22 protein-coding genes are annotated in these 23,135 nt (G+C 40.4%); 19 read left to right on the top strand and 3 right to left on the bottom strand.

Annotated features, from left to right (window positions below):
* Window positions 1–12 precede the first annotated feature (12 nt).
* From H6A61_RS08270 to H6A61_RS08250, 5 genes are all read left to right on the top strand, one after another.
* Window positions 13–1,566: an acyl-CoA carboxylase subunit beta gene (locus H6A61_RS08270; protein WP_204392773.1), complete on the top strand. Its 1,554-nt coding sequence runs from the start codon at window positions 13–15 to the stop codon at window positions 1,564–1,566.
* A 22-nt stretch (window positions 1,567–1,588) separates the two neighbouring features.
* Entirely contained in the window at window positions 1,589–2,518 is a 930-nt protein-coding gene (locus H6A61_RS08265) for an OadG family transporter subunit (RefSeq protein WP_204392811.1), read from the top strand.
* Between the two features lie 20 nt (window positions 2,519–2,538).
* A complete protein-coding gene (locus H6A61_RS08260; protein ID WP_204392771.1) occupies window positions 2,539–2,967 on the top strand; it encodes a biotin/lipoyl-containing protein in 429 nt (142 codons plus the stop codon).
* A 1-nt stretch (window position 2,968) separates the two neighbouring features.
* Window positions 2,969–4,129 (top strand): sodium ion-translocating decarboxylase subunit beta, encoded by a 1,161-nt coding sequence (locus H6A61_RS08255; RefSeq protein ID WP_204392769.1) that lies wholly within the window; start codon window positions 2,969–2,971, stop codon window positions 4,127–4,129.
* A gap of 202 nt (window positions 4,130–4,331) precedes the next feature.
* On the top strand, window positions 4,332–4,583 hold the full coding sequence (locus H6A61_RS08250) for a cyclomaltodextrinase C-terminal domain-containing protein (RefSeq protein WP_154044642.1): 252 nt from the start codon (window positions 4,332–4,334) through the stop codon (window positions 4,581–4,583).
* A gap of 64 nt (window positions 4,584–4,647) precedes the next feature.
* On the opposite strand, the gene H6A61_RS08245 is transcribed toward H6A61_RS08250, so the two are convergent.
* A complete protein-coding gene (locus tag H6A61_RS08245; protein WP_204392767.1) occupies window positions 4,648–5,478 on the bottom strand; it encodes an alpha/beta hydrolase in 831 nt (276 codons plus the stop codon).
* 116 nt (window positions 5,479–5,594) lie between these two features.
* Here H6A61_RS08245 and H6A61_RS08240 point away from each other — a divergent pair, with 116 nt between their 5' ends.
* The 7 genes from H6A61_RS08240 to fmt all read left to right on the top strand — a co-directional run bounded on the left by H6A61_RS08240 (window position 5,595) and on the right by fmt (window position 13,062).
* Entirely contained in the window at window positions 5,595–6,776 is a 1,182-nt protein-coding gene (locus H6A61_RS08240) for an MFS transporter (protein WP_154044640.1), read from the top strand.
* A gap of 170 nt (window positions 6,777–6,946) precedes the next feature.
* A complete protein-coding gene (locus H6A61_RS08235; protein ID WP_204392765.1) occupies window positions 6,947–7,582 on the top strand; it encodes a hypothetical protein in 636 nt (211 codons plus the stop codon).
* Window positions 7,583–7,745: 163 nt separating this feature from the next.
* Window positions 7,746–8,504 (top strand): tRNA (guanosine(46)-N7)-methyltransferase TrmB, encoded by a 759-nt coding sequence (gene trmB / locus H6A61_RS08230; RefSeq protein ID WP_204392763.1) that lies wholly within the window; start codon window positions 7,746–7,748, stop codon window positions 8,502–8,504.
* A gap of 77 nt (window positions 8,505–8,581) precedes the next feature.
* A complete protein-coding gene (locus H6A61_RS08225; protein ID WP_154044637.1) occupies window positions 8,582–9,682 on the top strand; it encodes an Mrp/NBP35 family ATP-binding protein in 1,101 nt (366 codons plus the stop codon).
* A gap of 16 nt (window positions 9,683–9,698) precedes the next feature.
* Window positions 9,699–10,262: an L-threonylcarbamoyladenylate synthase gene (locus H6A61_RS08220; RefSeq protein ID WP_154044658.1), complete on the top strand. Its 564-nt coding sequence runs from the start codon at window positions 9,699–9,701 to the stop codon at window positions 10,260–10,262.
* Between the two features lie 21 nt (window positions 10,263–10,283).
* Window positions 10,284–12,080 (top strand): chloride channel protein, encoded by a 1,797-nt coding sequence (locus H6A61_RS08215; RefSeq protein WP_154044636.1) that lies wholly within the window; start codon window positions 10,284–10,286, stop codon window positions 12,078–12,080.
* Window positions 12,081–12,090: 10 nt separating this feature from the next.
* Window positions 12,091–13,062 carry a methionyl-tRNA formyltransferase gene (gene fmt / locus H6A61_RS08210; protein WP_204392761.1) on the top strand — a complete coding sequence of 324 codons (972 nt, stop codon included), beginning with the start codon at window positions 12,091–12,093 and terminating at the stop codon, window positions 13,060–13,062.
* On the opposite strand, the gene H6A61_RS08205 is transcribed toward fmt, so the two are convergent.
* A complete protein-coding gene (locus H6A61_RS08205) occupies window positions 12,976–13,758 on the bottom strand; it encodes a hypothetical protein (protein WP_204392759.1) in 783 nt (260 codons plus the stop codon). The genes fmt and H6A61_RS08205 overlap by 87 nt on opposite strands.
* A 155-nt stretch (window positions 13,759–13,913) precedes the next feature.
* Between H6A61_RS08205 and H6A61_RS08200 the strand changes: the two genes are divergently transcribed.
* The 7 genes from H6A61_RS08200 to glmM all read left to right on the top strand — a co-directional run bounded on the left by H6A61_RS08200 (window position 13,914) and on the right by glmM (window position 21,856).
* Window positions 13,914–14,459 (top strand): RNA polymerase sigma factor, encoded by a 546-nt coding sequence (locus H6A61_RS08200; protein WP_204392757.1) that lies wholly within the window; start codon window positions 13,914–13,916, stop codon window positions 14,457–14,459.
* Window positions 14,456–15,772 (top strand): outer membrane beta-barrel protein, encoded by a 1,317-nt coding sequence (locus tag H6A61_RS08195; RefSeq protein ID WP_204392755.1) that lies wholly within the window; start codon window positions 14,456–14,458, stop codon window positions 15,770–15,772. The genes H6A61_RS08200 and H6A61_RS08195 overlap by 4 nt, the downstream gene beginning before the upstream one ends.
* Window positions 15,773–15,963: 191 nt before the next feature.
* Window positions 15,964–16,617, top strand: a complete 654-nt coding sequence (gene rpe / locus H6A61_RS08190; RefSeq protein WP_154044631.1) for a ribulose-phosphate 3-epimerase — start codon at window positions 15,964–15,966, stop codon at window positions 16,615–16,617.
* 63 nt (window positions 16,618–16,680) lie between these two features.
* A complete protein-coding gene (locus tag H6A61_RS08185; protein ID WP_204392753.1) occupies window positions 16,681–18,612 on the top strand; it encodes a ComEC/Rec2 family competence protein in 1,932 nt (643 codons plus the stop codon).
* 49 nt (window positions 18,613–18,661) lie between these two features.
* Entirely contained in the window at window positions 18,662–19,699 is a 1,038-nt protein-coding gene (locus H6A61_RS08180; RefSeq protein ID WP_204392751.1) for a DHH family phosphoesterase, read from the top strand.
* 100 nt (window positions 19,700–19,799) lie between these two features.
* The gene (locus H6A61_RS08175; protein WP_204392749.1) at window positions 19,800–20,459 is read left to right on the top strand and encodes a DUF4827 domain-containing protein; all 660 of its coding nucleotides are present in this window, start codon (window positions 19,800–19,802) and stop codon (window positions 20,457–20,459) included.
* Window positions 20,460–20,467: 8 nt separating this feature from the next.
* Window positions 20,468–21,856 (top strand): phosphoglucosamine mutase, encoded by a 1,389-nt coding sequence (glmM, locus tag H6A61_RS08170; RefSeq protein WP_204392747.1) that lies wholly within the window; start codon window positions 20,468–20,470, stop codon window positions 21,854–21,856.
* A 62-nt stretch (window positions 21,857–21,918) separates the two neighbouring features.
* On the opposite strand, the gene hemW is transcribed toward glmM, so the two are convergent.
* Complete coding sequence (hemW, locus tag H6A61_RS08165) at window positions 21,919–23,049, bottom strand: radical SAM family heme chaperone HemW (protein WP_204392745.1); 1,131 nt, start codon at window positions 23,047–23,049, stop codon at window positions 21,919–21,921.
* Between the last annotated feature and the right edge of the window lie 86 nt (window positions 23,050–23,135).

Raw genomic sequence — 23,135 nt, 5'->3', positions numbered from 1 at the left:
ATACTTATAACTATGAGTAATCAATTGGAAAAAGTAAAGGAGCTTATTGAGTTACGTGCCCAGGCTCGTTTGGGCGGTGGCGAAAAAGCTATTGAAAAACAGCACGCTAAAGGTAAATATACAGCACGTGAACGTATCTCTATGTTGCTTGATGAAGGCAGCTTTGAAGAAATGGATATGTTCGTAAAACATCGTTGCACAAACTTCGGAATGGACAAAAAACATTATCTTGGCGATGGTGTTGTGACTGGTTACGGAACTATAGAGGGCAGACTGGTGTATGTATTTGCACAGGATTTTACTGTTTCTGCAGGTTCTTTGTCTGAAACAATGTCACAGAAGATATGCAAGGTAATGGATATGGCCATGAAGATGGGGGCACCATGTATCGGGCTTAATGACTCCGGTGGCGCACGTATTCAGGAAGGTATAAACGCCTTGGCAGGATATGCTGAAATATTCCAGCGTAATATTTTGGCTTCTGGTGTTATTCCGCAGATTTCCGGTATATTCGGCCCTTGCGCAGGTGGTGCGGTTTATTCTCCGGCTTTGACAGACTTTACTCTTATGATGGAAGGCACATCGTATATGTTCCTCACAGGACCTAAAGTTGTAAAGACTGTAACTGGTGAGGATGTGTCACAGGAAGACCTTGGTGGTGCAAGCGTACACTCAACACGTTCGGGTGTAACACATTTCACAGCTTCTACTGAAGAAGAAGGCTTGGCTTTGATACGTAAACTTTTGAGCTATATTCCACAGAATAACCTTGAAGAGGCTCCTTATGTTGACTGTACAGACCCTATCGACCGTCTGGAAGATTCTCTTAACGAAATTATTCCTGACAGCGCGAACAAGGCTTACGATATGTACGAAGTTATCGGTGCTATTGTAGATAATGGTGAGTTCCTTGAAGTTCAGAGAGACTTTGCAAAGAATATCATTATCGGTTTTGCTCGTTTCAACGGACAGTCTGTAGGTATTGTTGCCAATCAGCCTAAATTCCTTGCAGGTGTGCTTGACTGCAATGCGTCACGTAAGGGAGCACGTTTCGTTCGTTTCTGCGACGCTTTCAATATTCCTATTGTTTCGCTTGTTGACGTTCCGGGATTCTTGCCTGGTACTGGTCAGGAATACAATGCAGTTATTCTTCATGGAGCTAAATTGCTTTATGCATACGGTGAGGCTACAGTGCCTAAGGTTACTATCACATTGCGTAAGTCGTATGGTGGTTCGCACATCGTGATGAGCTGTAAGCAGTTGCGCGGTGATATGAACTATGCATGGCCTACTGCCGAAATTGCCGTGATGGGTGGTGCAGGTGCAGTAGAAGTGCTTTATGCTAAAGAAGCCAAGGAAGCTGAAGATCCTAAGGCATTTATGGCTGAAAAAGAAGCTGAATACACTAAACTGTTTGCTAATCCTTATAATGCTGCAAAATATGGTTATATCGATGACGTGATTGAGCCTCGTAATACCCGTTTCCGCATTATACGTGCATTGCAGCAGTTGCAGACCAAGAAACTTACTAATCCGTCGAAGAAACACGGTAATATTCCTTTGTAATAAATTAAAATCTGAAAATATGATGAGAAAACTTAATATCGGAATGTTCCTTTCTTTGATGCTGTTGGTGGCTTTTTCGTCCTGCAAGGAACAAAAGCCTAACAATAAGGTAGTCATCAATGAAGTGCTTGTCGATAATCAGAGTAACTTCCAGGATGATTACGGATTGCACAGCGGATGGATAGAAATATTCAACAAATCGTATAGCAGCGCTGATTTGGCAGGATGCTTGCTCCGTGTAAGCTCACAGCCGGGTGATACTGCCACTTATTTTATTCCAAAAGGTGATGTGTTGACTCTGTTGAAACCTCGCCAACACACATTGTTTTGGGCGGACGGTGCACCGCGTCGTGGTACTTTCCACACAAATTTTGTTTTGAGCAAAACAAACGAAAACTGGATTGGACTTTATGATTCTGGCAAGAAGCTTCTTGATCAGGTTATTGTTCCGGCAGGTGTACTTAAAGAAAACTATTCGTATGCCCGTGTGAGCGATGGCTTGAACGAATGGGAAGTGAAGGATGACAGTGCCGAAAAGTATGTTACACCTAGCACAAACAACAAGACTATAGAAAGTAATCCTAAAATGGATAAGTTCGAACAGCACGATCCTGTTGGTGTGGGTATGGCGATTTCGGCTATGGCTGTCGTATTTATAGGTCTGATTCTGCTTTATATTTGCTTTAAGTTTGTCGGTAAGGCTGCAATTGCTTTGCGTAAGCGTAACGCTATGAAAGCACAGAATGTGACAGACCATAAGGAAGCTAAGGAAATGAAACTAGGTGAAGCTCCAGGAGAAGTTATTGCCGCGATATCTATGGCATTGCACGAAGCTCAGGGTGCTGATCACGATGTGGAAGAAACTATCCTTACAATAAGCCGCGTAAAACGCAGTTACTCGCCATGGAGTTCTAAGATTTATACTTTGCGTGAAACTCCGAACAAGAAATAACTTTGATAAAATTTAATCGTATGAAAGAATATAAATATAAGATAAACGGTAACTTATATAAGGTTACTGTTGGAGATATACAAGACAACAATGTAAAGGTAGAAGTTAATGGAACTTCATATACCGTAGAACTGGAAAAATCAGCAACACCTAAAATCAAGCCGGTAGTTCGTACTGCAGCTACTACTCCTGCCGCTCCGCCACCTGCAGTGTCTCGTCCTGTTGTAGCTGGAAGCAAATCAGGAATCAAATCTCCTCTGCCAGGAGTAATTCTTGATATAAAGGTAAAGGAAGGCGATACTGTAAAACGTGGTCAGACTTTGCTCGTTCTTGAAGCAATGAAGATGGAAAATGATATCAAGTCCGACCGTGACGGTAAAGTTACTTCTATCAAAGTAAGTAAAGGTGAATCTATTCTTGAAGGTACTGACCTTATAATTGTTGAATAATATGGGAGAATTTGTTAGTTTTTTGCAGAATAACCTGGCAGATTTCTGGACATATACCGGTTTCTTCAATGCTACTCCACAGCATCTGATAATGATTCTTGTCGGTATATTCTTCATCTATCTGGCAGTGGCAAAGGAATTTGAACCAATGTTGCTGATTCCTATCGGTTTCGGTATTCTGATCGGTAATATTCCTTTCAATATGGAAGCCGGCCTCAAGGTAGGTCTTTATGAGGAAGGCTCAGTGCTTAACATTTTATATCAGGGTGTAACGTCGGGATGGTATCCGCCTCTTATTTTCTTGGGTATCGGTGCCATGACGGACTTCTCAGCCTTGATATCAAATCCTAAACTGATGCTTATCGGTGCTGCGGCACAGTTTGGTATATTCGGAGCTTATATGCTTGCGCTTGAATTCGGTTTCGACCCTATGCAGGCAGCCGCTATCGGTATTATCGGTGGTGCGGACGGTCCGACAGCCATCTTCCTTTCATCCAAACTGGCTCCTAACCTGATGGGTGCGATTGCGGTTTCGGCATATTCTTACATGGCTCTCGTCCCTGTGATTCAGCCGCCTATCATGCGTCTGCTCACAACAAAGAAAGAACGTCTTATCCGTATGAAAGCTCCTCGTGCCGTTTCGCATACAGAAAAGGTGATGTTCCCTATAGTAGGTCTGTTGCTTACATGTTTCCTTGTACCTTCAGGTCTTCCATTGTTGGGAATGTTGTTCTTCGGTAACCTGTTGAAGGAAAGTGGAGTTACACGTCGTCTTGCAGAGACTGCCCGCGGTCCGCTGATTGATACTATCACTATCCTGTTGGGACTTACAGTTGGTGCATCTACTCAGGCTTCTGAGTTCCTGACTCGTGATTCAATCTTTATTTTTGCACTTGGTGCTTTGTCATTTATCATAGCAACAGCTTCAGGTGTATTGTTCGTCAAGTTCTTCAATTTGTTCCTGAAGAAAGACAATAAGATTAATCCGCTTATCGGTAATGCCGGAGTATCGGCCGTACCTGATTCAGCGCGTATATCTCAGATTGTAGGTTTGGAATATGATCCAAGCAACTATTTGTTGATGCATGCAATGGGGCCTAACGTAGCAGGTGTTATCGGATCGGCTGTAGCTGCCGGTATCTTGCTCGGATTCCTGATCTAAAACGTATATAATCAACGGTTTAAAATAAAAACAGGCAGACTGCTTTATGTGTAGTTTGCCTGTTTTTTATGTTTGTAAAGATTATAATTAATTGATATATATCAAAAAGTTGTTTGATTAAGTATTTTTTAGCAGGACCGTTTTTAACCGAATTGTAATATTGAAATATCTTTGCGCCCGAATTAAACTAAACAACTAAATTATGACAACAAAAAGAACTGTAAAGTATCATGTTCCTCAGCAGGGACTTTATGTTTATGCACGTACAGAGGAAGGTAGAACAGAACTTATTGTTTTAAACAGCACAGACAACGAGCAGATCCTAATGAATAACCATTTTAAAGGACTTGTGAATGAAAGTGTTATGGGGAGAGAAATTGCCAGCGGAAAGACAATTGATTTGACTGAGAATATTGTTATTCCGGCTCGCAAGTCAGTTATCATAGAATGCTGATAACAAAAGAGCTTATAGAAAAAGCGATGGACAATTTAGTGATTTTAGTCCATCGCTTTTTTTATTATTTTGATTTGTATCCTTTAAAGAATTTACTGAAATAAAGCCATTGGTATTCTATTGAATTGTTCCAATATTTGCCGTCGTGAGCTCCTGGACGAGTGATATAATCGTGGTTTATTCCGCGTTTCAATAATTCCGCGTGTAGATTATTGTTTACTTCAAAGAAAAAATCACTTGTTCCGCAATCGAAAATTATTGCAAGGTCACCATTGTTGATTTTATCCAATTGCGTGATAACAGTATGGTTGTCCCAAACTTCCTTGTTTGTGTCACGTTCCCCCAATTGCTTTTTCATTTCCCAATTGTTTGGAAAAGGTCGTATGTCAACACCGCCACTTGTTGCTCCTCCTCCTCCGAATATGTCTTTATGCCTTATTGATAGCCATAGCCCTCCATGACCTCCCATGCTTAATCCTGTAATAGCTCTTCCATTCCTGTTTTTCACAGTACAGTAATTAGAGTCAATATAATTCACCAGCTCTTTCGATACAAAAGTCTCGAACTGGCTGTCCTGATTGGTGGGGCTATTCCAGTACCAGCTGTTTTCACCGTCCGGACAAACTACTATTATTCCATCCTTGTCTGCCATGTCAGGAAGCTCGGGCTTTATGTTGATCCATGTACGGGCATTTCCGCTATATCCATGTAGCAGATACAGTGTCGGACATTCCTGATGGTTGATAGCTTTGTCGGGTACTATTACAACTACTTCGATTTTCTTATTCATTTTTTCACTTTTTACACTCAATGTGTCAATTCGTGCTGCATACGACTGTATAGGTGCTATAAATGCAGCCAGTATTATCAGGCGTTTAAAGATTTTGTTTATCATAAATATTAATATTTTTTCTTTGTAAAGTTAACACTAATTTTTCTATAAATGCATTTGATTATATTTTTTCTGTTGTTATGTGTATTTGATGATTTATTTTTGTATAAGTTTGCAGCATGAAAAAGAAACTGATAGAGAATGAAGGTATTCCTGGCTATCTGCTATTGATATTGGCGATAATTTCAGGATTGGCTGTGGCTAATTTATATTATAACCAGCCGTTGTTAAACGACATTTGTCGTGATTTGAAGGTTAGTGAGTTTACTGCAAATCTTATTCCTATGGTGACTCAAATAGGATATGCCTGCGGTTTGTTATTTATAATTCCATTGGGCGATTTATATAACAGGCGCAATATAATTGTGGTGAATTTTTCGTTACTTTCTCTTTCTATGGTGTCAATTGCCTTTTCAGAAAATATTGGGCTTGTCTTGGCTTCGTCTTTAATTACTGGTATCTGTTCTGTAATGCCTCAGATATTCATACCGATAGCGTCACAGTTCTCGAAGCCGGAACATAAATCGAAGAATGTAGGTGTATTGGTGAGCGGACTTCTTACTGGAATCCTAGGTTCAAGAGTCATAAGCGGCATTGTAGGAGAGTATTGGGGATGGCGTACCATGTATTATATTGCTGCAGTAATAATGTTCGTTTGTATCTTTGTGGTTGTTAGGGTTATTCCTGATATGACAGTCAATTACAAAGGAACATATAAAGATTTGATGCAGTCATTGATGAAAATTTTCAGGCAGCGTCCTGATATAAGGCTTTCTTCCTTACGTGCGGGATTGTGTTTCGGTAGTTTCCTTTGTCTGTGGGCTTGTCTGGCTTTCAAATTAAGTGGTGCACCTTTGTATGCAGGCAATAATGTGATTGGTATGATGGGACTATGTGGTGTTGCAGGAGCATTGACGGCATCTCTTGTTGGACGTTATGTTCGTATATTGGGAGTTAAAAGACTTAATTATATCGGATGTATAATAATTATTGTGGCGTGGGGGATAATGTATTTCTTGCAGAACACCTACACCGGATTTATAGTCGGAATAATGCTTATGGATGTAGGTATGCAGTGTGTACAGTTGAGTAACCAGACCTATGTTCTGACTTCTGTTCCCAATGCTTCAAACAGAGTTAATACCATATTTATGACAACCTATTTTGTAGGCGGTGCTTTGGGTACGTTCCTTGCCGGATCATTCTGGCACTACATGCAATGGACCGGTGTTGTTATGGTTGGCATTTCATTGACAATTGTATCGCTTCTTATAACCCGTTTTGCAAAGGTTTTGCAATAGAATAGTTTTGTATTTACTTTGATTTATAAATATACATAGGCTTTCGCTGTTCTAAATGTTATTTTAACGCTGAATAATTTATCTTTTTAATTAAATAAAAAGATATCAGTTGGAAAATGTAAATTAAAATATTATATTTGTAATCAAAGTATTATTTAAACTAATTTATTATGGAAGCACAGAAGAAGATTTCGGTGATGAATGTTCTCTCAGAGGGAATTTCATTGGGTATGAAGAACTCGGTATCATTGTTGGTGGCAACAGTTTTGTGGATAGTTACTATATGGATACCATATTTAAATGTGGGTACTACCATTGCCATGACTACTATTCCTATTGAATTGAGTAAAGGCAAAGTGATATCTCCGGTATTTATTTTTGACAGTAAGTATCGTAAATTTATGGGAGAGTATTTCACCCTGTTAGGCTTGATGGCTATGGCTATCATTCCAGCTTTCTTCTTCATGGTTATTCCGGCTATTGTAATTTCTATAGGATGGTCTTTGGCTATATACATATTGTTGGATAAGGGAGTGGCTCCCGGCGAGGCTATGGTTCAGAGTAATAAGGCAACATATGGATATAAGTGGACTATTTTTGGTGTGCAATTTGTTTTAGGCCTGATATATGGTATATTATCAGCTATATTTGGCCTTATACCAATATTGGGAGTTTTGCTGATGTTGTGTTTGGTTATTGCATATGTGATTATATCAATGGGATGTACTGCTGTAATCTATCGTAACCTGGTAGTTGAAGAATCTCCTGCAGAAGCACAGACAGAAGATACTCAGGTTCAGGAATAACAGTTATATATTAGATAATTAAAAAGCGATAAGGCAGATGACTGTTTTTCAGTTGTCTGCCTTTATTGTGTTTTTATTAGGCTTTAAAATTTTCCGGTTATCTGTTTTGTTGTCAAATCCGTTGAAAAGAATTACATTTGCATTGTAAAAGATTTTATTCAACATGGGAAAAGGTAAACTGGCTAAATTTGCAGATATGGCGGAATATCCGCATGTGTTCGAATATCCGTATTCGGTGGTTGATGAAGTGAACTTTGAAATGAAGGGCAACTGGAACCGTGATTTTTTCAAAAATGATAATCCTATCGTTTTGGAATTGGGTTGTGGTAGAGGTGAATATACCGTAGGATTGGCAAGACGATATTCAGACAAGAATTTTATCGGGGTTGATATAAAGGGGGCACGTATGTGGACAGGAGCAACAGAGGCTCTTAACGAAGGATTGAAAAATGCGGCTTTCCTGCGTACCAATATAGAAATTATAGACCGTTTCTTCGCACCTGGCGAGGTTAGCGAAATATGGCTTACATTTTCCGATCCGCAGATGAAGAAGGCTACAAAGCGTCTTACATCTACTTATTTCATGGAAAGATACAGGAAATTCCTTGTTCCGGGTGGAATCGTACATCTTAAAACAGACAGTAATTTCATGTTTACATATACCAAATATATGATAGAGGCCAATAACTTGCCAGTGGAGTTTATCACTGACGACCTTTATCATTCGGGTATGGATGATGATATTCTAAGCATTCGTACTTATTACGAACAGCAGTGGCTTGACAGAGGTTTGAATATCAAGTATATCAAGTTCAGATTGTCTCAGGAAGGTGAACTGAAGGAACCGGACGTGGAAATAGAACTTGATGATTACAGAAGTTATAACCGCAGCAAAAGAAGTGGTCTGAAGACAAGCAAATAAGATTTTCTATAAATAAACTATATAGGCGTTTGAATGGTGTTTAAATACTGTTTAAACGATGTTTAAATAAAAAATATATGACACTATATCCAAAATTAATTCTTGACGCGCTTTCAACAGTGCGTTATCCGGGAAACGGAAAAAATATTGTCGAGGCAGAAATGGTTGCCGACAATCTTCGAATTGACGGAATGAAGGTTAGCTTTTCTATTATTTTCGAAAAGCCTACAGATCCGTTTATGAAATCAGTAGTCAAATCGGCTGAAACAGCTATCCATACATACGTTTCGAAAGAAGTAGAAGTTACAATCACCACTGAAAGCAAGCAGGCGGCACGTCCTGAACCTGGTAAACTCCTTCCACAGGTGAAAAATGTTATTGCAGTATCATCCGGTAAAGGTGGTGTAGGTAAGTCAACAGTAGCGGCAAACCTAGCTGTAGCTCTATCTAAATTGGGATACAAGGTTGGATTGCTTGATGCCGATATATTCGGTCCTTCCGTACCTAAGATGTTTCAGGTGGAAGACGCTCGTCCATATGCAGAAGAAGTTGGCGGACGTGATTTGATTGTACCGGTGGAAAAATACGGTATCGAACTTTTGTCTATAGGATTTTTCGTCAGTCCTGAGCAGGCCACACTTTGGCGTGGAGCTATGGCAAGTAATGCCTTGAAACAGCTTGTAGGAGATGCCAAATGGGGAGAACTTGACTATTTTGTTCTTGATACTCCTCCGGGAACCAGCGATATTCATCTCACTCTATTGCAGAACCTTGCAATAACAGGCGCGGTGATAGTAAGTACACCTCAGGAAGTTGCACTGGCTGATGCGCGTAAGGGGATAAATATGTATCAGAATGACAAGGTAAATGTCCCTATTCTTGGTCTGGTGGAAAATATGGCCTGGTTTACTCCTGCCGAACTTCCTGAAAACAAGTACTATCTGTTCGGAAAGGAAGGAACAAAGAGACTTGCAGAAGAACTGAATGTTCCTTTGTTGGGACAGATTCCTATCGTACAGAGCATTTGCGAAGGTGGAGACAACGGTACTCCTGTAGCTCTCAATGAGGATTCTATAACAGGCCAGGCATTTATAGAACTTGCCAAGAATGTGGTGGAGCAGACAGAAAAGCGTAATGCGGAAATGGCTCCGACACAGATAGTTCAGACACACAAATAATTATATTGGGCTTATGATGAACGATGAAATTAAAAAGGCATGCGACGTCATGTACAAAGGTGGAGTTATTCTATATCCTACAGATACAGTGTGGGGTATAGGTTGCGACGCCACAAATGAAGAAGCGGTAAAGAAGGTTTTCGAAATTAAACGCAGGGCAGACAGCAAAGCTATGCTGGTGCTTGTAGATAGTCCTGTAAAAGTGGAATCTTATGTAAGCGATGTTCCTAGTGTAGCATGGGATCTTATAGATATGACTACAAAACCGCTTACTATAATTTACGACGGAGCCAGAAATCTGGCACCTAATCTTATTGCAGAAGACGGCAGTGTGGGTATAAGGGTTACATCAGAGGAATTTTCAAAACAGCTGTGTTTCAGATTCAAGAAAGCTATTGTTTCTACATCTGCGAATATAAGCGGTCAGCCTGCACCGGCTGTGTTCAGTGAAATAAGCGAGGAAATAAAGAATGCGGTTGACTACATCGTAGATTACAGAAGAGATGAGACAGGTCCTGCAAAACCTTCAAGTATAATAAAGCTCGGAAAGGGTGGTACTGTAAAAGTTATCAGAGAATAGTTGATATAAATTTGCTGGAGAATGAAGACTAAGGAAAAATTTTCTTTTTTGCAGAGTTTTCTAAAGTGGAGAGAAAAGCATATCACCGATAAGCAGTTCATACTCATACTTAGTTTCCTGGTAGGTATCTTTACTGCTCTGGCTGCTTTTGTCCTGAAATTCCTTGTAGAGTATATAAAGGAATTCCTTACTGAAAACTTTGATACAACAGGTGCCAACTGGCTGTATCTGGTCTATCCGGTAGCCGGAATTTTCATAACCGGACTGTTCATCAGATATATTGTTCGCGATGATATCAGTCATGGTGTGACCAAGATTTTGTATGCCATTTCGCGTCGTCAGAGTAGGATAAAGGGACATAATGTATGGTCGTCCGTATGTGCATCAGCAATAACCATCGGTTGTGGTGGATCTGTCGGTGCCGAAGCGCCTATAGTCCTTACCGGTTCTGCCATAGGTTCTAATCTTGGAAGCATGTTCCGTATGGATCATAAGACTCTTATGCTGCTTTTAGGTTGTGGTGCCGCAGGTGCTGTGTCAGGAATATTCAAGGCACCTATAGCCGGACTGGTGTTTACGCTTGAAGTTCTTATGTTCGACCTGACAATGGCTTCTTTGTTGCCATTGCTGATTTCAAGTGTCACGGCGGCATGTATGTCTTATCTGCTTACAGGAACAGAGGCTATGTTCCAGTTTACACTTGATTATCCTTTTGCCCTTGAGCGTATCCCTTATGCTATAGCCTTGGGAGTGTTCTGCGGCTTGATAGCATGGTATTTTACACGTTCCATGAACTGGATAGAGAATATTTTCAGACGATTTTCAAGTCCTTACTCCAAGTTTGTACTTGGCGGTATAATGCTTAGTGTGCTGATATTCCTTTTCCCGCCTCTGTATGGTGAAGGTTATGACACTATTTCCCTTCTTCTTAACGGAACGTCGAGCGCCGAATGGGATACGGTGATGAATAATTCATTGTTCTATGGACACAGTAGTCTTTTAGTGGTATATCTGTTGCTTATCATCCTGTTCAAGGTATTTGCTTCAAGTGCGACCAATGGTGGTGGAGGATGCGGTGGTATATTTGCACCAAGTCTGTTTCTGGGATGTATAGCCGGATTTGTATTTTCGCATTTATGCAATGAATTCAATATAGGAAGTACGTATATACCTGAGAAAAACTTTGCTCTTATGGGTATGGCAGGACTTATGTCCGGGGTTATGCATGCGCCGCTTACCGGTGTATTCCTGATTGCCGAACTTACCGGAGGATACGGATTGTTCCTTCCGCTTATGATAGTTTCGGTTTTTGCATATCTCACCATTAAGGTGTTCGAGCCACACAGTATTTATTCCATGCGTCTGGCAAAGAAAGGTGAACTTATCACACACCACAAGGACAAGGCTGTGCTTACAATGATGAATATAGAGAGCATAATGGAAACAGATTTCCTTACCGTAAAACCTGAAATGGATTTGGGACAGATGGTGAAGGTTATCTCAAAATCCAGCAGAAACATGTTCCCTGTGATAGATGCCAATGACGAGCTCATAGGAATAGTCAATCTTGACGACATAAGGAATATAATGTTCCGTCAGGAGTTGTATCACAGATATACTGTGGAAAGTTTTATGACTGTTCCGAAGGCCAAACTTGTCACTACGGATTCCATGGAAGAGGTGATGGAGAAATTCGATTCTACAAAGGCCTGGAATCTTCCGGTAGTTGATGAGGATAATAAATATAAAGGATTTGTTTCTAAGTCGAAGATGCTTAACACTTACCGTCAGGTGCTTGTTGACTTCTCGGCAGAATAAACTTATGATTATGGAAAAGAAAGATTTGCGTATAGTATATATGGGTACTCCAGAGTTTGCGGTTGAAAGCTTGCGCAGACTTGTGGTAGGTGGATATAACGTTGTGGCTGTGATTACTATGCCTGACAAACCAATGGGACGTCATGGCAGTGTTCTTCAGCCTAGCCCGGTAAAGCAGTATGCGGTGTCGCAGGGATTGAAGGTGTTGCAGCCTGAGAAGCTTAAAGATGAGGCTTTCGTAGAGGAACTTCGTTCGTTGAAGGCCGATTTGCAGATTGTCGTTGCTTTCAGAATGTTGCCTGAAGTGGTATGGAACATGCCTCCTATGGGAACATTCAATCTGCATGCATCATTGCTTCCTCAATACAGAGGAGCTGCTCCTATAAACTGGGCTGTGATAAACGGTGATACAGAAACCGGTATAACAACATTCTTCCTGAAACATGAGATAGACACCGGCGAGATTATAGACCAGGTAAGAGTGCCTATCGCCGATACAGACAATGTGGAAGTAGTCTATGACAAGCTGATGATGCTTGGAGGTGACTTGGTTTTGAAAACTGTTGATGCAATACTTGAAGGAAATGTGAAGACCACTCCTCAGGAAGAACTGGTAAAAGTTGAAGAATTGCGTCCGGCTCCTAAGATTTTCAAGGAAACATGCCGTATAGACTGGAATGCCGGAGTAAAGAAAGTGTATGACTTCGTAAGAGGATTGTCGCCATATCCGGCAGCATGGACGGAACTTCATCAGGGCGATTCAGCTCCGGTCATGCTGAAGATATTTGAGACAGAAAAGATTTTCTGCAATCATGAATATAAACCAGGAAGCATAGTAACAGACAATAAAACTTATCTGCATGTAGCTTCTACAGATGGATATGTCAATGTGTTGTCATTGCAGTTGGCCGGCAAAAAGAGAATGCCTGTAGCCGATTTCCTGCGTGGATTTCATGCTTCTGACAGCACTGTCCTGATTTGATTCCTGTTTCTTTACTGTAATTTCCGATTTAGTGTTGTCTGAACTCATGTAAGATATTCTGAATCCTTTAAAATCAGTGTCATTGTATTCAGGAATACTTGATAATGTGTATGAAACAACTCCCCAGTAGAGTTTGTTTCCATAGTCGGAGTTTTTGTTATGTCTTAACTCCACATATACCAATCCTTCATCGTCTATCTTTGTTTCTTCTGTAAGAAGCAGACTGATACGGTGAGGGATTGTTTCATTATTGCCATTTATATTAAACTCAATATTCAAGTGCTCTTTGCTTATATAGGCACTTGTTATGTTTATTATATCTTCTCCGAAATTCTCTATAGGCTCGCTGTCCTGATTTCTTGTATCATTTGCTTTTTTGGTCAGCACCTTATAAAAATCGTATATAGTAACTTCTTTTCCTGAATCTTCTTTATTCTTTTCTTCAGCGTTAGGAAAGCTTAAACTGACAAGAACCCTTTGTCCTATGCTGTCAGCATCATACATCTTTATAATATCAGGGTTTTGCGGTAAGAGTTTTCCATAAGAGTCGGATTCTATTGACGGGGTTTCTATATCGGTGATAGTTCCCATTGTGGAATGCAGTTCCGGGTATTTCTCGTTGTCAAGGCATGATGACATATAAATACCAAAAGCGCAAAGTCCGATAATACTGATTATTTTATGTTTAAGTTTCATATTATGTGTGATTTACGATTCTTTGTCTTGAAAATGTGTCATAGTGTTGATTACTGCATATATTCATGTTAAAAAAAAAGAATAAAAAAAATTGTGTTACATAAAGCAGTAATTTTGCTATCACTACATTATATAATTAGAACAAAAAATCAAATATGACCGAAGAAGAATTAGCTTTAAAATGTGTGGATGCGGACCCGTATGCCAGAAAACGGCTTTATGAGGTTTATGGTGGTCAGCTATTGGCTATATGTCTTCGGTATATTGGTGACCGTGATACAGCCCAGGACGTTTTTCATGATGGCATGATTAGGATATATCAGTCTATAGGCCAGTTTAAATTTTTAGGCGATGGTTCGTTAAAGGCTTGGCTTTCCAGGGTGATGGTGAATGAGGCGCTTGGCTATCTGAGAAAAAAAAATGTTCAGATGCAACAGGAAACCTTGGTGGAGCAATTGCCCGATACGCAGCTTGACGATGATGGTGATGTGAACAATATTCCGAACAAGGAATTAATGAGGATGATAAAGGAATTGCCGGACGGCTATAGAACGGTTTTCAATCTGTTCGTATTCGAAGAGAAAAGCCACAAGGAGATAGCTGCCATGCTTGGTATATCAGAACATACTTCGTCGTCGCAGTTTTATAGAGCAAAGACATTGTTAATGAAAAAAATTAATGAATACAGGAAGAGCTTATGAATGAAATGAAAGACAAATGGATAAATGATATTCGTAGCCGGATGGACAACTATTCGGAGCCTCTCCCTGTTGGCTTATGGGAGAAGATAGAATCTGAAATATCGACTCCGGCTCCAAAGGTTATACCGATGTGGAGAAAATGGACGTTTGTTGCCGCAGCTGCCGCTTTGGTATTGGCGATATCAAGTGTTTCGGTATGGTATTGGAGTACCGATTCCGAATTGAAAGAGGTAAATTCGGCATTGACAGATAATAATGAAATACGTCAGGAATATAAATCCGATAATGTCATCCAGGAGGTTCAGACTGTGGAGAGTAGTGACAAACAGCTACAAGCTGAGGCTGTAAATTATTCATCGAAAACCATTGTAAACTTGGCTTCAGGTAATAATGCCGATAGTCTGAACGTTGCCCGCATTGCTCTATCTGAAAATATACAGACTGTTGACACTGAAAGCACGGATTCTGAACTTAAAAAAGAAGTAGATGCAGAGGATGAAGCTTCGATAAAGGAGAACAGAATGAAAAGAATGAGGGAAGACCGTGAAACAGTGAGACGCAATGCTTCTTATCTGGCTATGTCGGATAGCAAACGCAGTAAAGGTAGCGGCGTTCAGCTTGGCGTGATGACAGGCAATATACCTTATTCTTCAAGTAACAGCTTCAGTGGTATGTCGCGTCTGGCTATACCTACAAAGTCTGTATCGCAGGTAAACGATGTTGTGGTAGGTGAGGTTTCTGATGCAACGGCTTCATACAGCCAGATGTTGTTCAATAACATGGGAAGACAGACATATACGGATATAAAACATCATATGCCGGTCACTGTAGGAGCATCAGTCAAATGGAATCTGAATGAGGATTGGGCGTTGGAGTCCGGACTTAATTATACTTACCTTTATTCTGAATTGCGCTCCGGGGCAAAATCATATATCGAGGACAAGCAAAAGCTTCATTATGTGGGTATCCCTTTGAAGGTGCAGCGCTCTGTATGGAGTAACAGCATTTTTTCTTTTTATGCTTCGGCAGGCGGTATGATGGAGAAATGTGTTTCAGGTTCGGTAGAGACAGTTTGCGTGGATGATAATAACAGGAAAAGTTTCGGAAATGAGAAGCTGGATGTGAAACCGTTGCAATTCTCTGTTCTAGCATCGGTAGGTTTGCAGGCAAACTTCAATAAATTGTTGAGCCTGTATCTTGAACCGGGTATGATATATTATTTTGACGATAATACGGACATTATAACTATCCGCAAGGACAAGCCTTTCAACTTTAATCTCCAGTTGGGATTAAGGTTTAACCTGAACAAATAATAACTCTATATATCTTATTTGAACAACAAGTGAAAAGTAGTGAACAAGTACTGAACGCACAGTTCATGTCTTGTTCACTTATTTTTTGTGGTCTTGTGATGTCGCTAAACAATATTAGCCATGCCTCGTATTTTTTATTTCGGAAAAGAATTCATATCTTTGTTCTTATACTAATATATAATAGTTCTGAAATGAATAAAGTTTTGATTTCTCCATCTTTGCTGTCGGCCGATTTCGGTTGTCTGAAAGATGATTTGGACAAGATTAACCGCAGTGAGGCGGACTGGTTGCATATTGATATAATGGACGGAGTGTTCGTTCCAAATATATCATTTGGCTTCCCTGTCCTGGAATATGTGTCCAGACTTTGCAACAAACCTCTTGACGTTCATCTTATGATTGTACAGCCCGAAAAGTTCATAAAGGAAGTAAAGGCCTTGGGTTCAATGATGATGAATGTACATTATGAAACTTGTCCGCACCTTCATCGTGTGATACAGATGATAAAAGACAATGGCATGAAAGCCGGTGTCACACTTAATCCTGCTACTCCGGTGTATGCACTGAGAGATATTATTGCCGATCTTGACATGGTTCTTCTTATGAGTGTAAATCCGGGTTTCGGAGGACAGAAATTTATTCCAAATACTCTGAATAAAGTCCGTCAGTTAAGAGAATTGATAAAAGAAACAGATTCAAAAGCATTGATAGAGGTGGATGGCGGTGTAAATTTGGAGACAGGTAAACAGCTGGTCGATGCCGGTGCTGATGTGCTTGTGGCAGGAAATGCCATTTTCAAGGCTCCGGACATGATAGACATGATTCATAAAATGAAAAACCTATAATTGCTCAGATTGGAGAGAAATTCCTATTTGGTTAACTATCCCTTATTCCGGTTGGCAGTTTTTATGGCAGCCGGAATTTTTTTCTTCGACAGGTTTCTGCCGGATGTGTCTTTACGGTTTTTACTTCTCGTACTTTGGGCAGTCTTTTTGCCATTGTTCTTTTCCGTGGTGATTAAATTCAGGACTCTTCGTCTGAATTATTCTTTAGGAGTTATAGTTTCCGCATGCTTTTTTCTTATAGGTGGAATACTGATTGTTCAGAAAAGGAAAAATATAGAATATGAGTGGAGTGACAAGGAACAGTGTTATTATGGCGTGGTAGAAACCACTCCTGAAGTTCGTGGCAAAACCTTATGTTCAGAAGTAAGGGTTAACCTTGCAATTCCTTCAACAGCCGACAGTATATACGGAAAGTCAATTAACCGGAATATTCTTTTATATTATATTCCGGATTCTGCGACATATATTCCCCAGTGCGGTGACGGTATTGTTTTTTATTCAGCCATATCCAAACCGCTTTCCGATATCGAATTTATGAGATTTGATTATGAAAGGTACCTTTTCACCAAAGGAATATCCGGAACAGCATTGGCTTTCTCCGGCAATTGGGAAGCCGTCAGAGTTGAACATCCGCAATCAATAAGGCACATAGCGTTGAGATGTAGGGATATCATCGCCGGGAAGTTTGAAAGTTGGGACATGGGCGATAATGAACTGGCTGTAGTTTCAGCTTTGACAATTGGCGACAAGAGTGAGCTTACTCCGGAGTTAAAAGCTGTGTATAGTGCGGCGGGAACAAGTCATGTACTGGCATTGTCAGGATTGCACGTCGGAATATTGTCGGGTATTCTTTATCTTTTATTGTGGCCTCTCAGAAAATTGAGAGGAGGAAGAATCGTTCAGTCACTTGCTGTGGCGACGGTTCTATGGATATTTGCATTTATCACCGGTCTTAGTCCCTCAGTAGTAAGGGCAGTTACTATGTGTACGCTTTATCTGGTGGCATCGGTTCTGGTGGAAAACGGTTTTTGCGGATTCTTTTCGTTGTCGTTGACAGCATTCGTAATGCTGGTATATAACCCAATGTATCTTTTCGATATAAGTTTTCAGCTGTCGTTTGTAGCAGTGCTTTCCATTATTCTTTTCTATCCGCTCATTTTCGGATGGATAAAGAGTTCAAACAGGTTGATACGCTATTTATGGGGCGCAATGTCTGTTTCTATGGCTGCACAGTTGGGGACATTGCCTCTTATATTATATTATTTCGGTACTTTCCCAACATACTTCCTAATAGCTAATATAGTGGTGGGGCCATTGGCGGTTTGTATCCTTTCGCTTACTATGGCTTCTTTATTATTCTCGTATATACCTATGGTAGGGAATGTTTGTGTCTGGCTGTTGGATGGAGTGACCGGGATACTGAACGCTTCGATGCAGTTTGTTCATGGAATGCAAGGCTCACAGATTACTTCCGTCAGTTTCAATGAACTTCAGGTCCTTCTGTTTTCAGTTCTTTTGTTGATACTATATGTATTTTTGAAGAAGCGTCGTCCTGGAGATTTATTGAAGATGCTTTCCATTCTTTGCATTATTGCCATTATTGAAGTCTATAAGATACGGACGGATGATGCTCCGTCATTGTTTTTTGCACGTTCCGGCCTATATATAAGAAATGGTAAAAATCTTGATACCGTTACGTCCGAAAACGGGCTTCATGAGATAAACGGAATTAGAGTAGGGGTGATGGACTCCGGTCGCTGGAAAAACATACGGCTTGCCGGTACATCGCAACTTGCTACACTTGATTATGTATATATATGTAAGGGATTTGATGGAAACATTACAGGGTTGTCCGGTTTGTTTAAGATAAAAAATGTGATAATAGATAGTTCGATAAGTGAAAGGTACAGGAGATTTTTGAAACAGGAATGCGAGAGGCTTAATATAAGATGTATTGAAAAATCCGCTCAAGCTTCCTTTAGAATACTTCTGTAAATAGAAAAAAAAGAGTACATTTGCCAACAATTTAACACAAACAATAAATATGCTTTCAAAGATAATCTTACAAGCGAACATTGACAAGGTAGAAACCTATTTCGAAAAGGCTGACAAAATAGTTATAGTAACACATGTTTCGCCTGATGGCGATGCTTTGGGCTCATCGTTGGGGCTTTACCATTTCTTGCTCGGAATGGAAAAGAATGTGCATGTGATAGTTCCGAATGCTTTCCCTGAGTTCCTTCAATGGATGCCGGGAGCAAAGGATATAATCAGATATGACAAGTATGCCGAGTTTGCCGATAAGCTGATAGCCGAGGCTGACGTGATATGCTGTCTGGACTTCAATGCTTTGTCGAGAATAGATGCAGTGGCAAAACCTGTGGCGGAATCGCAGGCGCGTAAGGTTATGATAGACCATCATCTAAATCCGGAACCATTCTGTAAGATTACAATTTCTCATCCTAAAATATCTTCAACATCAGAATTGATATTCCGTCTGATATGCCGTCTGGGATGTTTTGACGACATAACATACGAAGGGGCACAGTGTATTTATACCGGAATGATGACAGATACAGGAGGGTTTACATATAACTCTAACGACCGTGAGATATATTTCATCATCAGCGAGCTCCTTTCTAAAGGAATTGACAAGGATGATATCTATCGCAAGGTATTCAATACATATTCCGAAGGCCGTCTCCGTCTGATGGGTTATGTACTTTACGATAAGATGGAAGTATTCCATCAGTTCCGTTCAGCTCTGATATGGCTTACTAAAGACGAGCAGAAGAAATTCCTGTATGTAAAGGGTGACACAGAGGGATTTGTAAATATACCTCTTCAGATGAAAGGTATATGTTTCTCTGTCTTCTTGCGTGAAGATACGGAAAAGAATATGATAAAAGTGTCATTGCGTTCGGTTGGTAATTTCCCTTGCAACAAGGTCGCAGAGGAATTCTTCAATGGAGGAGGGCATCTTAATGCTTCAGGTGGTGAATTTTACGGAACAATGGACGAAGCTATAGGATTGTTCAAGCAGGCACTTGTGAAATATGAAGATCTGCTGCTTAAGAATTGATTTCTAGCATATTTTTCTACAAAATTAACTATTACATCGACTAATTTAGTATGGGGATATAAATAGTTTTATTAATTTTGCCCTGTAAATTTTTAAAATAATGAAGAAACTATTCTATTTATCGGTATTGTTATATGCATTGTCTTTCGGACTTCAGAGTTGTAATGATGGAAAGACTTATGCCGAAATGAAGGAAGAAGAGGCCGATGCCATCAACAAGTTTATTCTGGAGAATAATATAAAGGTTATCTCTGAGAAGGAATTCATAGAGAATGATACGGTGACTAAGGAGAACGAATTTGTATTGTTCGACAAGAGTGGTGTGTATATGAACATTCAGTATCGTGGAGACGGTGAAATTCTCAAGGAAGGGAGGTATAATATTTCTTCTCGTTTTCTCGAGATTTGTATAAAGGATGTTGAGGAGTTAGGTTTTTCTGCAGGAGATACATTGGCGCATAACATATATTCACCATATTCTGAGAATTTCTTGCTCACTATCGGTTCGTCCGGATCTTACTCTGCATCATTTACAGATATGGCTCAAAGTTCTATGTATAGTTTTTACGAAACTGCAGACTTTCCGTCAGGATGGCTTGTTCCGTTTGCTTATCTGAAAATGAAATCATATATTTCAGCTCCTCCGTCTGATAAAATTGCACGTGTAAGATTAATTGTACCTCATAGCGAAGGTACGGCTTCATTTGCTACACGTTATGTATATCCTTGTTATTATGAAATAACTTATGACCTAAATTAATATAATCTATGACATTAATCAAATCAATTTCCGGAATCCGTGGCACTATAGGTGGCCAGGCCGGTGAAGGACTTAATCCGTTGGATATTGTGAAGTTTACTTCAGCATATGCTACGCTGATTCGTAAGACAACAACTGTGAAAAGCAATAAAATCGTTGTTGGACGCGATGCACGTATTTCCGGCGAAATGGTGAAGAATGTAGTTTGCGGTACTCTTATGGGTATGGGATTCGATGTTGTAAACATTGGTCTTGCTTCTACTCCTACTACAGAACTTGCCGTTACTATGGAAGGTGCTTGCGGTGGTATCATCCTTACTGCAAGTCATAATCCAAGACAGTGGAACGCTCTGAAACTTCTGAACGAACACGGAGAATTCCTTAATGCTGCCGAAGGTAATGAAGTGTTGCGTATTGCAGCTGCCGAAGAATTTACATTTGCCGACATAGACAATCTTGGTAAATATACAGAAAACAATACATACAACCAGCGCCATATTGACAGCGTATTGGCTTTGAAACTCGTTGACGTTGAGGCTATCCGTAAGGCTAACTTCCGTGTGGCTATTGACTGCGTGAACTCTGTGGGTGGTATCATCCTTCCTCAGTTGCTCGAACAGTTGGGCGTTCAGCATGTAGAAAAACTATACTGCGAGCCAACAGGTGACTTCCAGCACAACCCAGAACCTCTTGAAAAGAACTTGAGCGACATCATGGGACTTATGAAGAAGGGTGGAAATGATGTAGCTTTCGTTGTTGACCCTGACGTTGACCGTTTGGCTATCATCAGCGAAGACGGTTCAATGTATGGTGAAGAATATACATTGGTGACTGTTGCCGACTATGTATTGAAGCACACTCCAGGAAATACTGTTTCAAACCTCAGCTCAACTCGTGCTTTGCGCGATGTTACTCGCAAATATGGTATGGAATATAATGCGTCTGCAGTAGGTGAAGTGAACGTAGTAACAAAGATGAAGGCTACAAACGCTGTAATCGGTGGTGAAGGTAACGGTGGAGTTATCTATCCTGAATCACATTACGGACGTGACGCTCTTGTTGGTATAGCATTGTTCCTGAGCCACCTTGCTCACGAAGGCAAGAAGGTGACAGAGCTCCGCGCAACATATCCTGAATACTTCATTGCGAAGAACCGTATCGACCTTACTCCTGAAACAGATGTTGATGCTATCCTGCTGAAAGTTAAGGAAATGTACAAGAATGAGGAAATCAACGACATCGACGGTGTCAAGATTGACTTCGCAGATAAATGGGTACACTTGCGCAAGAGTAATACAGAACCTATCATTCGTGTTTATTCTGAAGCTTCTACTATGGAGGCTGCCGATGAACTTGGCAAGCTGATCATGGATATAGTATATAGCCTGGCTAAGTAATAATTGTTACTGTTCATATATATGAAAATGCTCCCTTGATGGATAAATCGGGGGAGCATTTTTTATTCCACCCAAAGCATGTCACTCATTATTCCGTCTGATATGAAAATTCCGCTTTGAGTCAGTTTCAGGGTATTGTCCTTTATTTCAAGTGTTCCCTGACTGATGTGTGGGCGGGCCATCTTCAGGCAATAGTCGTAAAGAGCGTTCCCGTATTCGGCTTTTAGCTTATCCAGTGGCATTCCCCATGCGGTACGGATTGATGTGATTACGAAATCGTTGTAGCGGGTATATAAGTCCAGCTCTTCAATTTCTGATATATCCGAACCTTTGTTTATGCCTTCTATGTATTTATCAAGTGACGAAATATTCCATTGCCGTGAGTATCCGTCGTATGAATGGGCTGACGGGCCGCATCCAAGGTATTTTATCCCTGTCCAGTAACTTGAATTATGTCGTGAGTGCATTCCGGGACGGCAGAAATTTGAAATCTCATAATGCACATATCCGTTTTCTTTCAGACGTGTGATGAGTGTTTCAAACAGTGAATTGCTCAAATCCTCGTCGGCTTCTCTCACTTTGTTTTCTTCTCTCAGTTTGTATAGCGCGGTTCCTTCCTCGTATATCAGATGATATGCCGAAATATGTTCCGGTTTCAGCGAGATGGCTGTGTCAAGATCTTTGTTCCATGTATCCATACTTTCGCCTGGAAGTCCGTACATAAGGTCGATGCTTATATTGCGGAATCCTGCATTCCTGCATCTGCCAAAAGCCTCTATGGCCTGCTGTGCGTTGTGGCGTCTTTTCAGAAGAGACAGGATATCATCGTTGAATGTCTGTATTCCCATGCTCAGACGGTTGAAAGGAAGGGTAGAGAGCATTCCCACATATTCGTCTGTCAGGTCGTCAGGATTTGCTTCTATTGTGATTTCGGCATTCTGGTTTACGCTGTAATTGTCATATATGGTTCTGAATATATTTGTGAAATCATCCTTTTCCAGTTGCGATGGCGTTCCGCCGCCAAGGTAAATAGTGTCTATGGTTTCATCGCCCAGATAGTCTTTTCTTCCGGCTATTTCCTTGCACAGAGCCTTGATATATTCGTTTTTCTTTTCGGAAGCCGTAGTAGAGAAGAAATCACAGTATATGCATCTTCTTTTGCAGAACGGTATGTGTATGTAAATTCCTGCCATTTATATCCTGTTATTGTTAAGAATTTATGCAAAGGTACGAAATTTCTGAATTATAGTATTGCCTGTATGAAAAGAGTATTCTGTGC

It is taken from the genome of Bacteroides caecigallinarum, from assembly GCF_016901995.1.
Lineage (GTDB): Bacteria > Bacteroidota > Bacteroidia > Bacteroidales > Bacteroidaceae > Phocaeicola > Phocaeicola cellulolyticus.
The sequence above is the reverse complement of the archived record's forward strand: the minus strand, read 5'-3'. Positions and strand labels throughout refer to the sequence as shown.

What these genes read in the sequence shown, in the direction of transcription:
- glmM (WP_204392747.1), top strand. Translation starts at nt 20,468, where the DNA reads ATGACATTAATCAAATCAATTTCCGGAATCCGTGGCACTATAGGTGGC.
- H6A61_RS08200 (WP_204392757.1), top strand. Translation starts at nt 13,914, where the DNA reads ATGACCGAAGAAGAATTAGCTTTAAAATGTGTGGATGCGGACCCGTAT.
- H6A61_RS08175 (WP_204392749.1), top strand. Translation starts at nt 19,800, where the DNA reads ATGAAGAAACTATTCTATTTATCGGTATTGTTATATGCATTGTCTTTC.
- rpe (WP_154044631.1), top strand. Translation starts at nt 15,964, where the DNA reads ATGAATAAAGTTTTGATTTCTCCATCTTTGCTGTCGGCCGATTTCGGT.
- H6A61_RS08270 (WP_204392773.1), top strand. Translation starts at nt 13, where the DNA reads ATGAGTAATCAATTGGAAAAAGTAAAGGAGCTTATTGAGTTACGTGCC.
- trmB (WP_204392763.1), top strand. Translation starts at nt 7,746, where the DNA reads ATGGGAAAAGGTAAACTGGCTAAATTTGCAGATATGGCGGAATATCCG.
- hemW (WP_204392745.1), bottom strand. Translation starts at nt 23,049, where the DNA reads ATGGCAGGAATTTACATACACATACCGTTCTGCAAAAGAAGATGCATA.
- H6A61_RS08245 (WP_204392767.1), bottom strand. Translation starts at nt 5,478, where the DNA reads ATGATAAACAAAATCTTTAAACGCCTGATAATACTGGCTGCATTTATA.
- H6A61_RS08180 (WP_204392751.1), top strand. Translation starts at nt 18,662, where the DNA reads ATGCTTTCAAAGATAATCTTACAAGCGAACATTGACAAGGTAGAAACC.
- H6A61_RS08235 (WP_204392765.1), top strand. Translation starts at nt 6,947, where the DNA reads ATGGAAGCACAGAAGAAGATTTCGGTGATGAATGTTCTCTCAGAGGGA.
- H6A61_RS08215 (WP_154044636.1), top strand. Translation starts at nt 10,284, where the DNA reads ATGAAGACTAAGGAAAAATTTTCTTTTTTGCAGAGTTTTCTAAAGTGG.
- H6A61_RS08220 (WP_154044658.1), top strand. Translation starts at nt 9,699, where the DNA reads ATGAACGATGAAATTAAAAAGGCATGCGACGTCATGTACAAAGGTGGA.
- H6A61_RS08225 (WP_154044637.1), top strand. Translation starts at nt 8,582, where the DNA reads ATGACACTATATCCAAAATTAATTCTTGACGCGCTTTCAACAGTGCGT.
- H6A61_RS08250 (WP_154044642.1), top strand. Translation starts at nt 4,332, where the DNA reads ATGACAACAAAAAGAACTGTAAAGTATCATGTTCCTCAGCAGGGACTT.
- H6A61_RS08185 (WP_204392753.1), top strand. Translation starts at nt 16,681, where the DNA reads ATGGCAGCCGGAATTTTTTTCTTCGACAGGTTTCTGCCGGATGTGTCT.
- H6A61_RS08255 (WP_204392769.1), top strand. Translation starts at nt 2,969, where the DNA reads ATGGGAGAATTTGTTAGTTTTTTGCAGAATAACCTGGCAGATTTCTGG.
- H6A61_RS08265 (WP_204392811.1), top strand. Translation starts at nt 1,589, where the DNA reads ATGAGAAAACTTAATATCGGAATGTTCCTTTCTTTGATGCTGTTGGTG.
- H6A61_RS08260 (WP_204392771.1), top strand. Translation starts at nt 2,539, where the DNA reads ATGAAAGAATATAAATATAAGATAAACGGTAACTTATATAAGGTTACT.
- H6A61_RS08205 (WP_204392759.1), bottom strand. Translation starts at nt 13,758, where the DNA reads ATGAAACTTAAACATAAAATAATCAGTATTATCGGACTTTGCGCTTTT.
- H6A61_RS08240 (WP_154044640.1), top strand. Translation starts at nt 5,595, where the DNA reads ATGAAAAAGAAACTGATAGAGAATGAAGGTATTCCTGGCTATCTGCTA.
- fmt (WP_204392761.1), top strand. Translation starts at nt 12,091, where the DNA reads ATGGAAAAGAAAGATTTGCGTATAGTATATATGGGTACTCCAGAGTTT.
- H6A61_RS08195 (WP_204392755.1), top strand. Translation starts at nt 14,456, where the DNA reads ATGAATGAAATGAAAGACAAATGGATAAATGATATTCGTAGCCGGATG.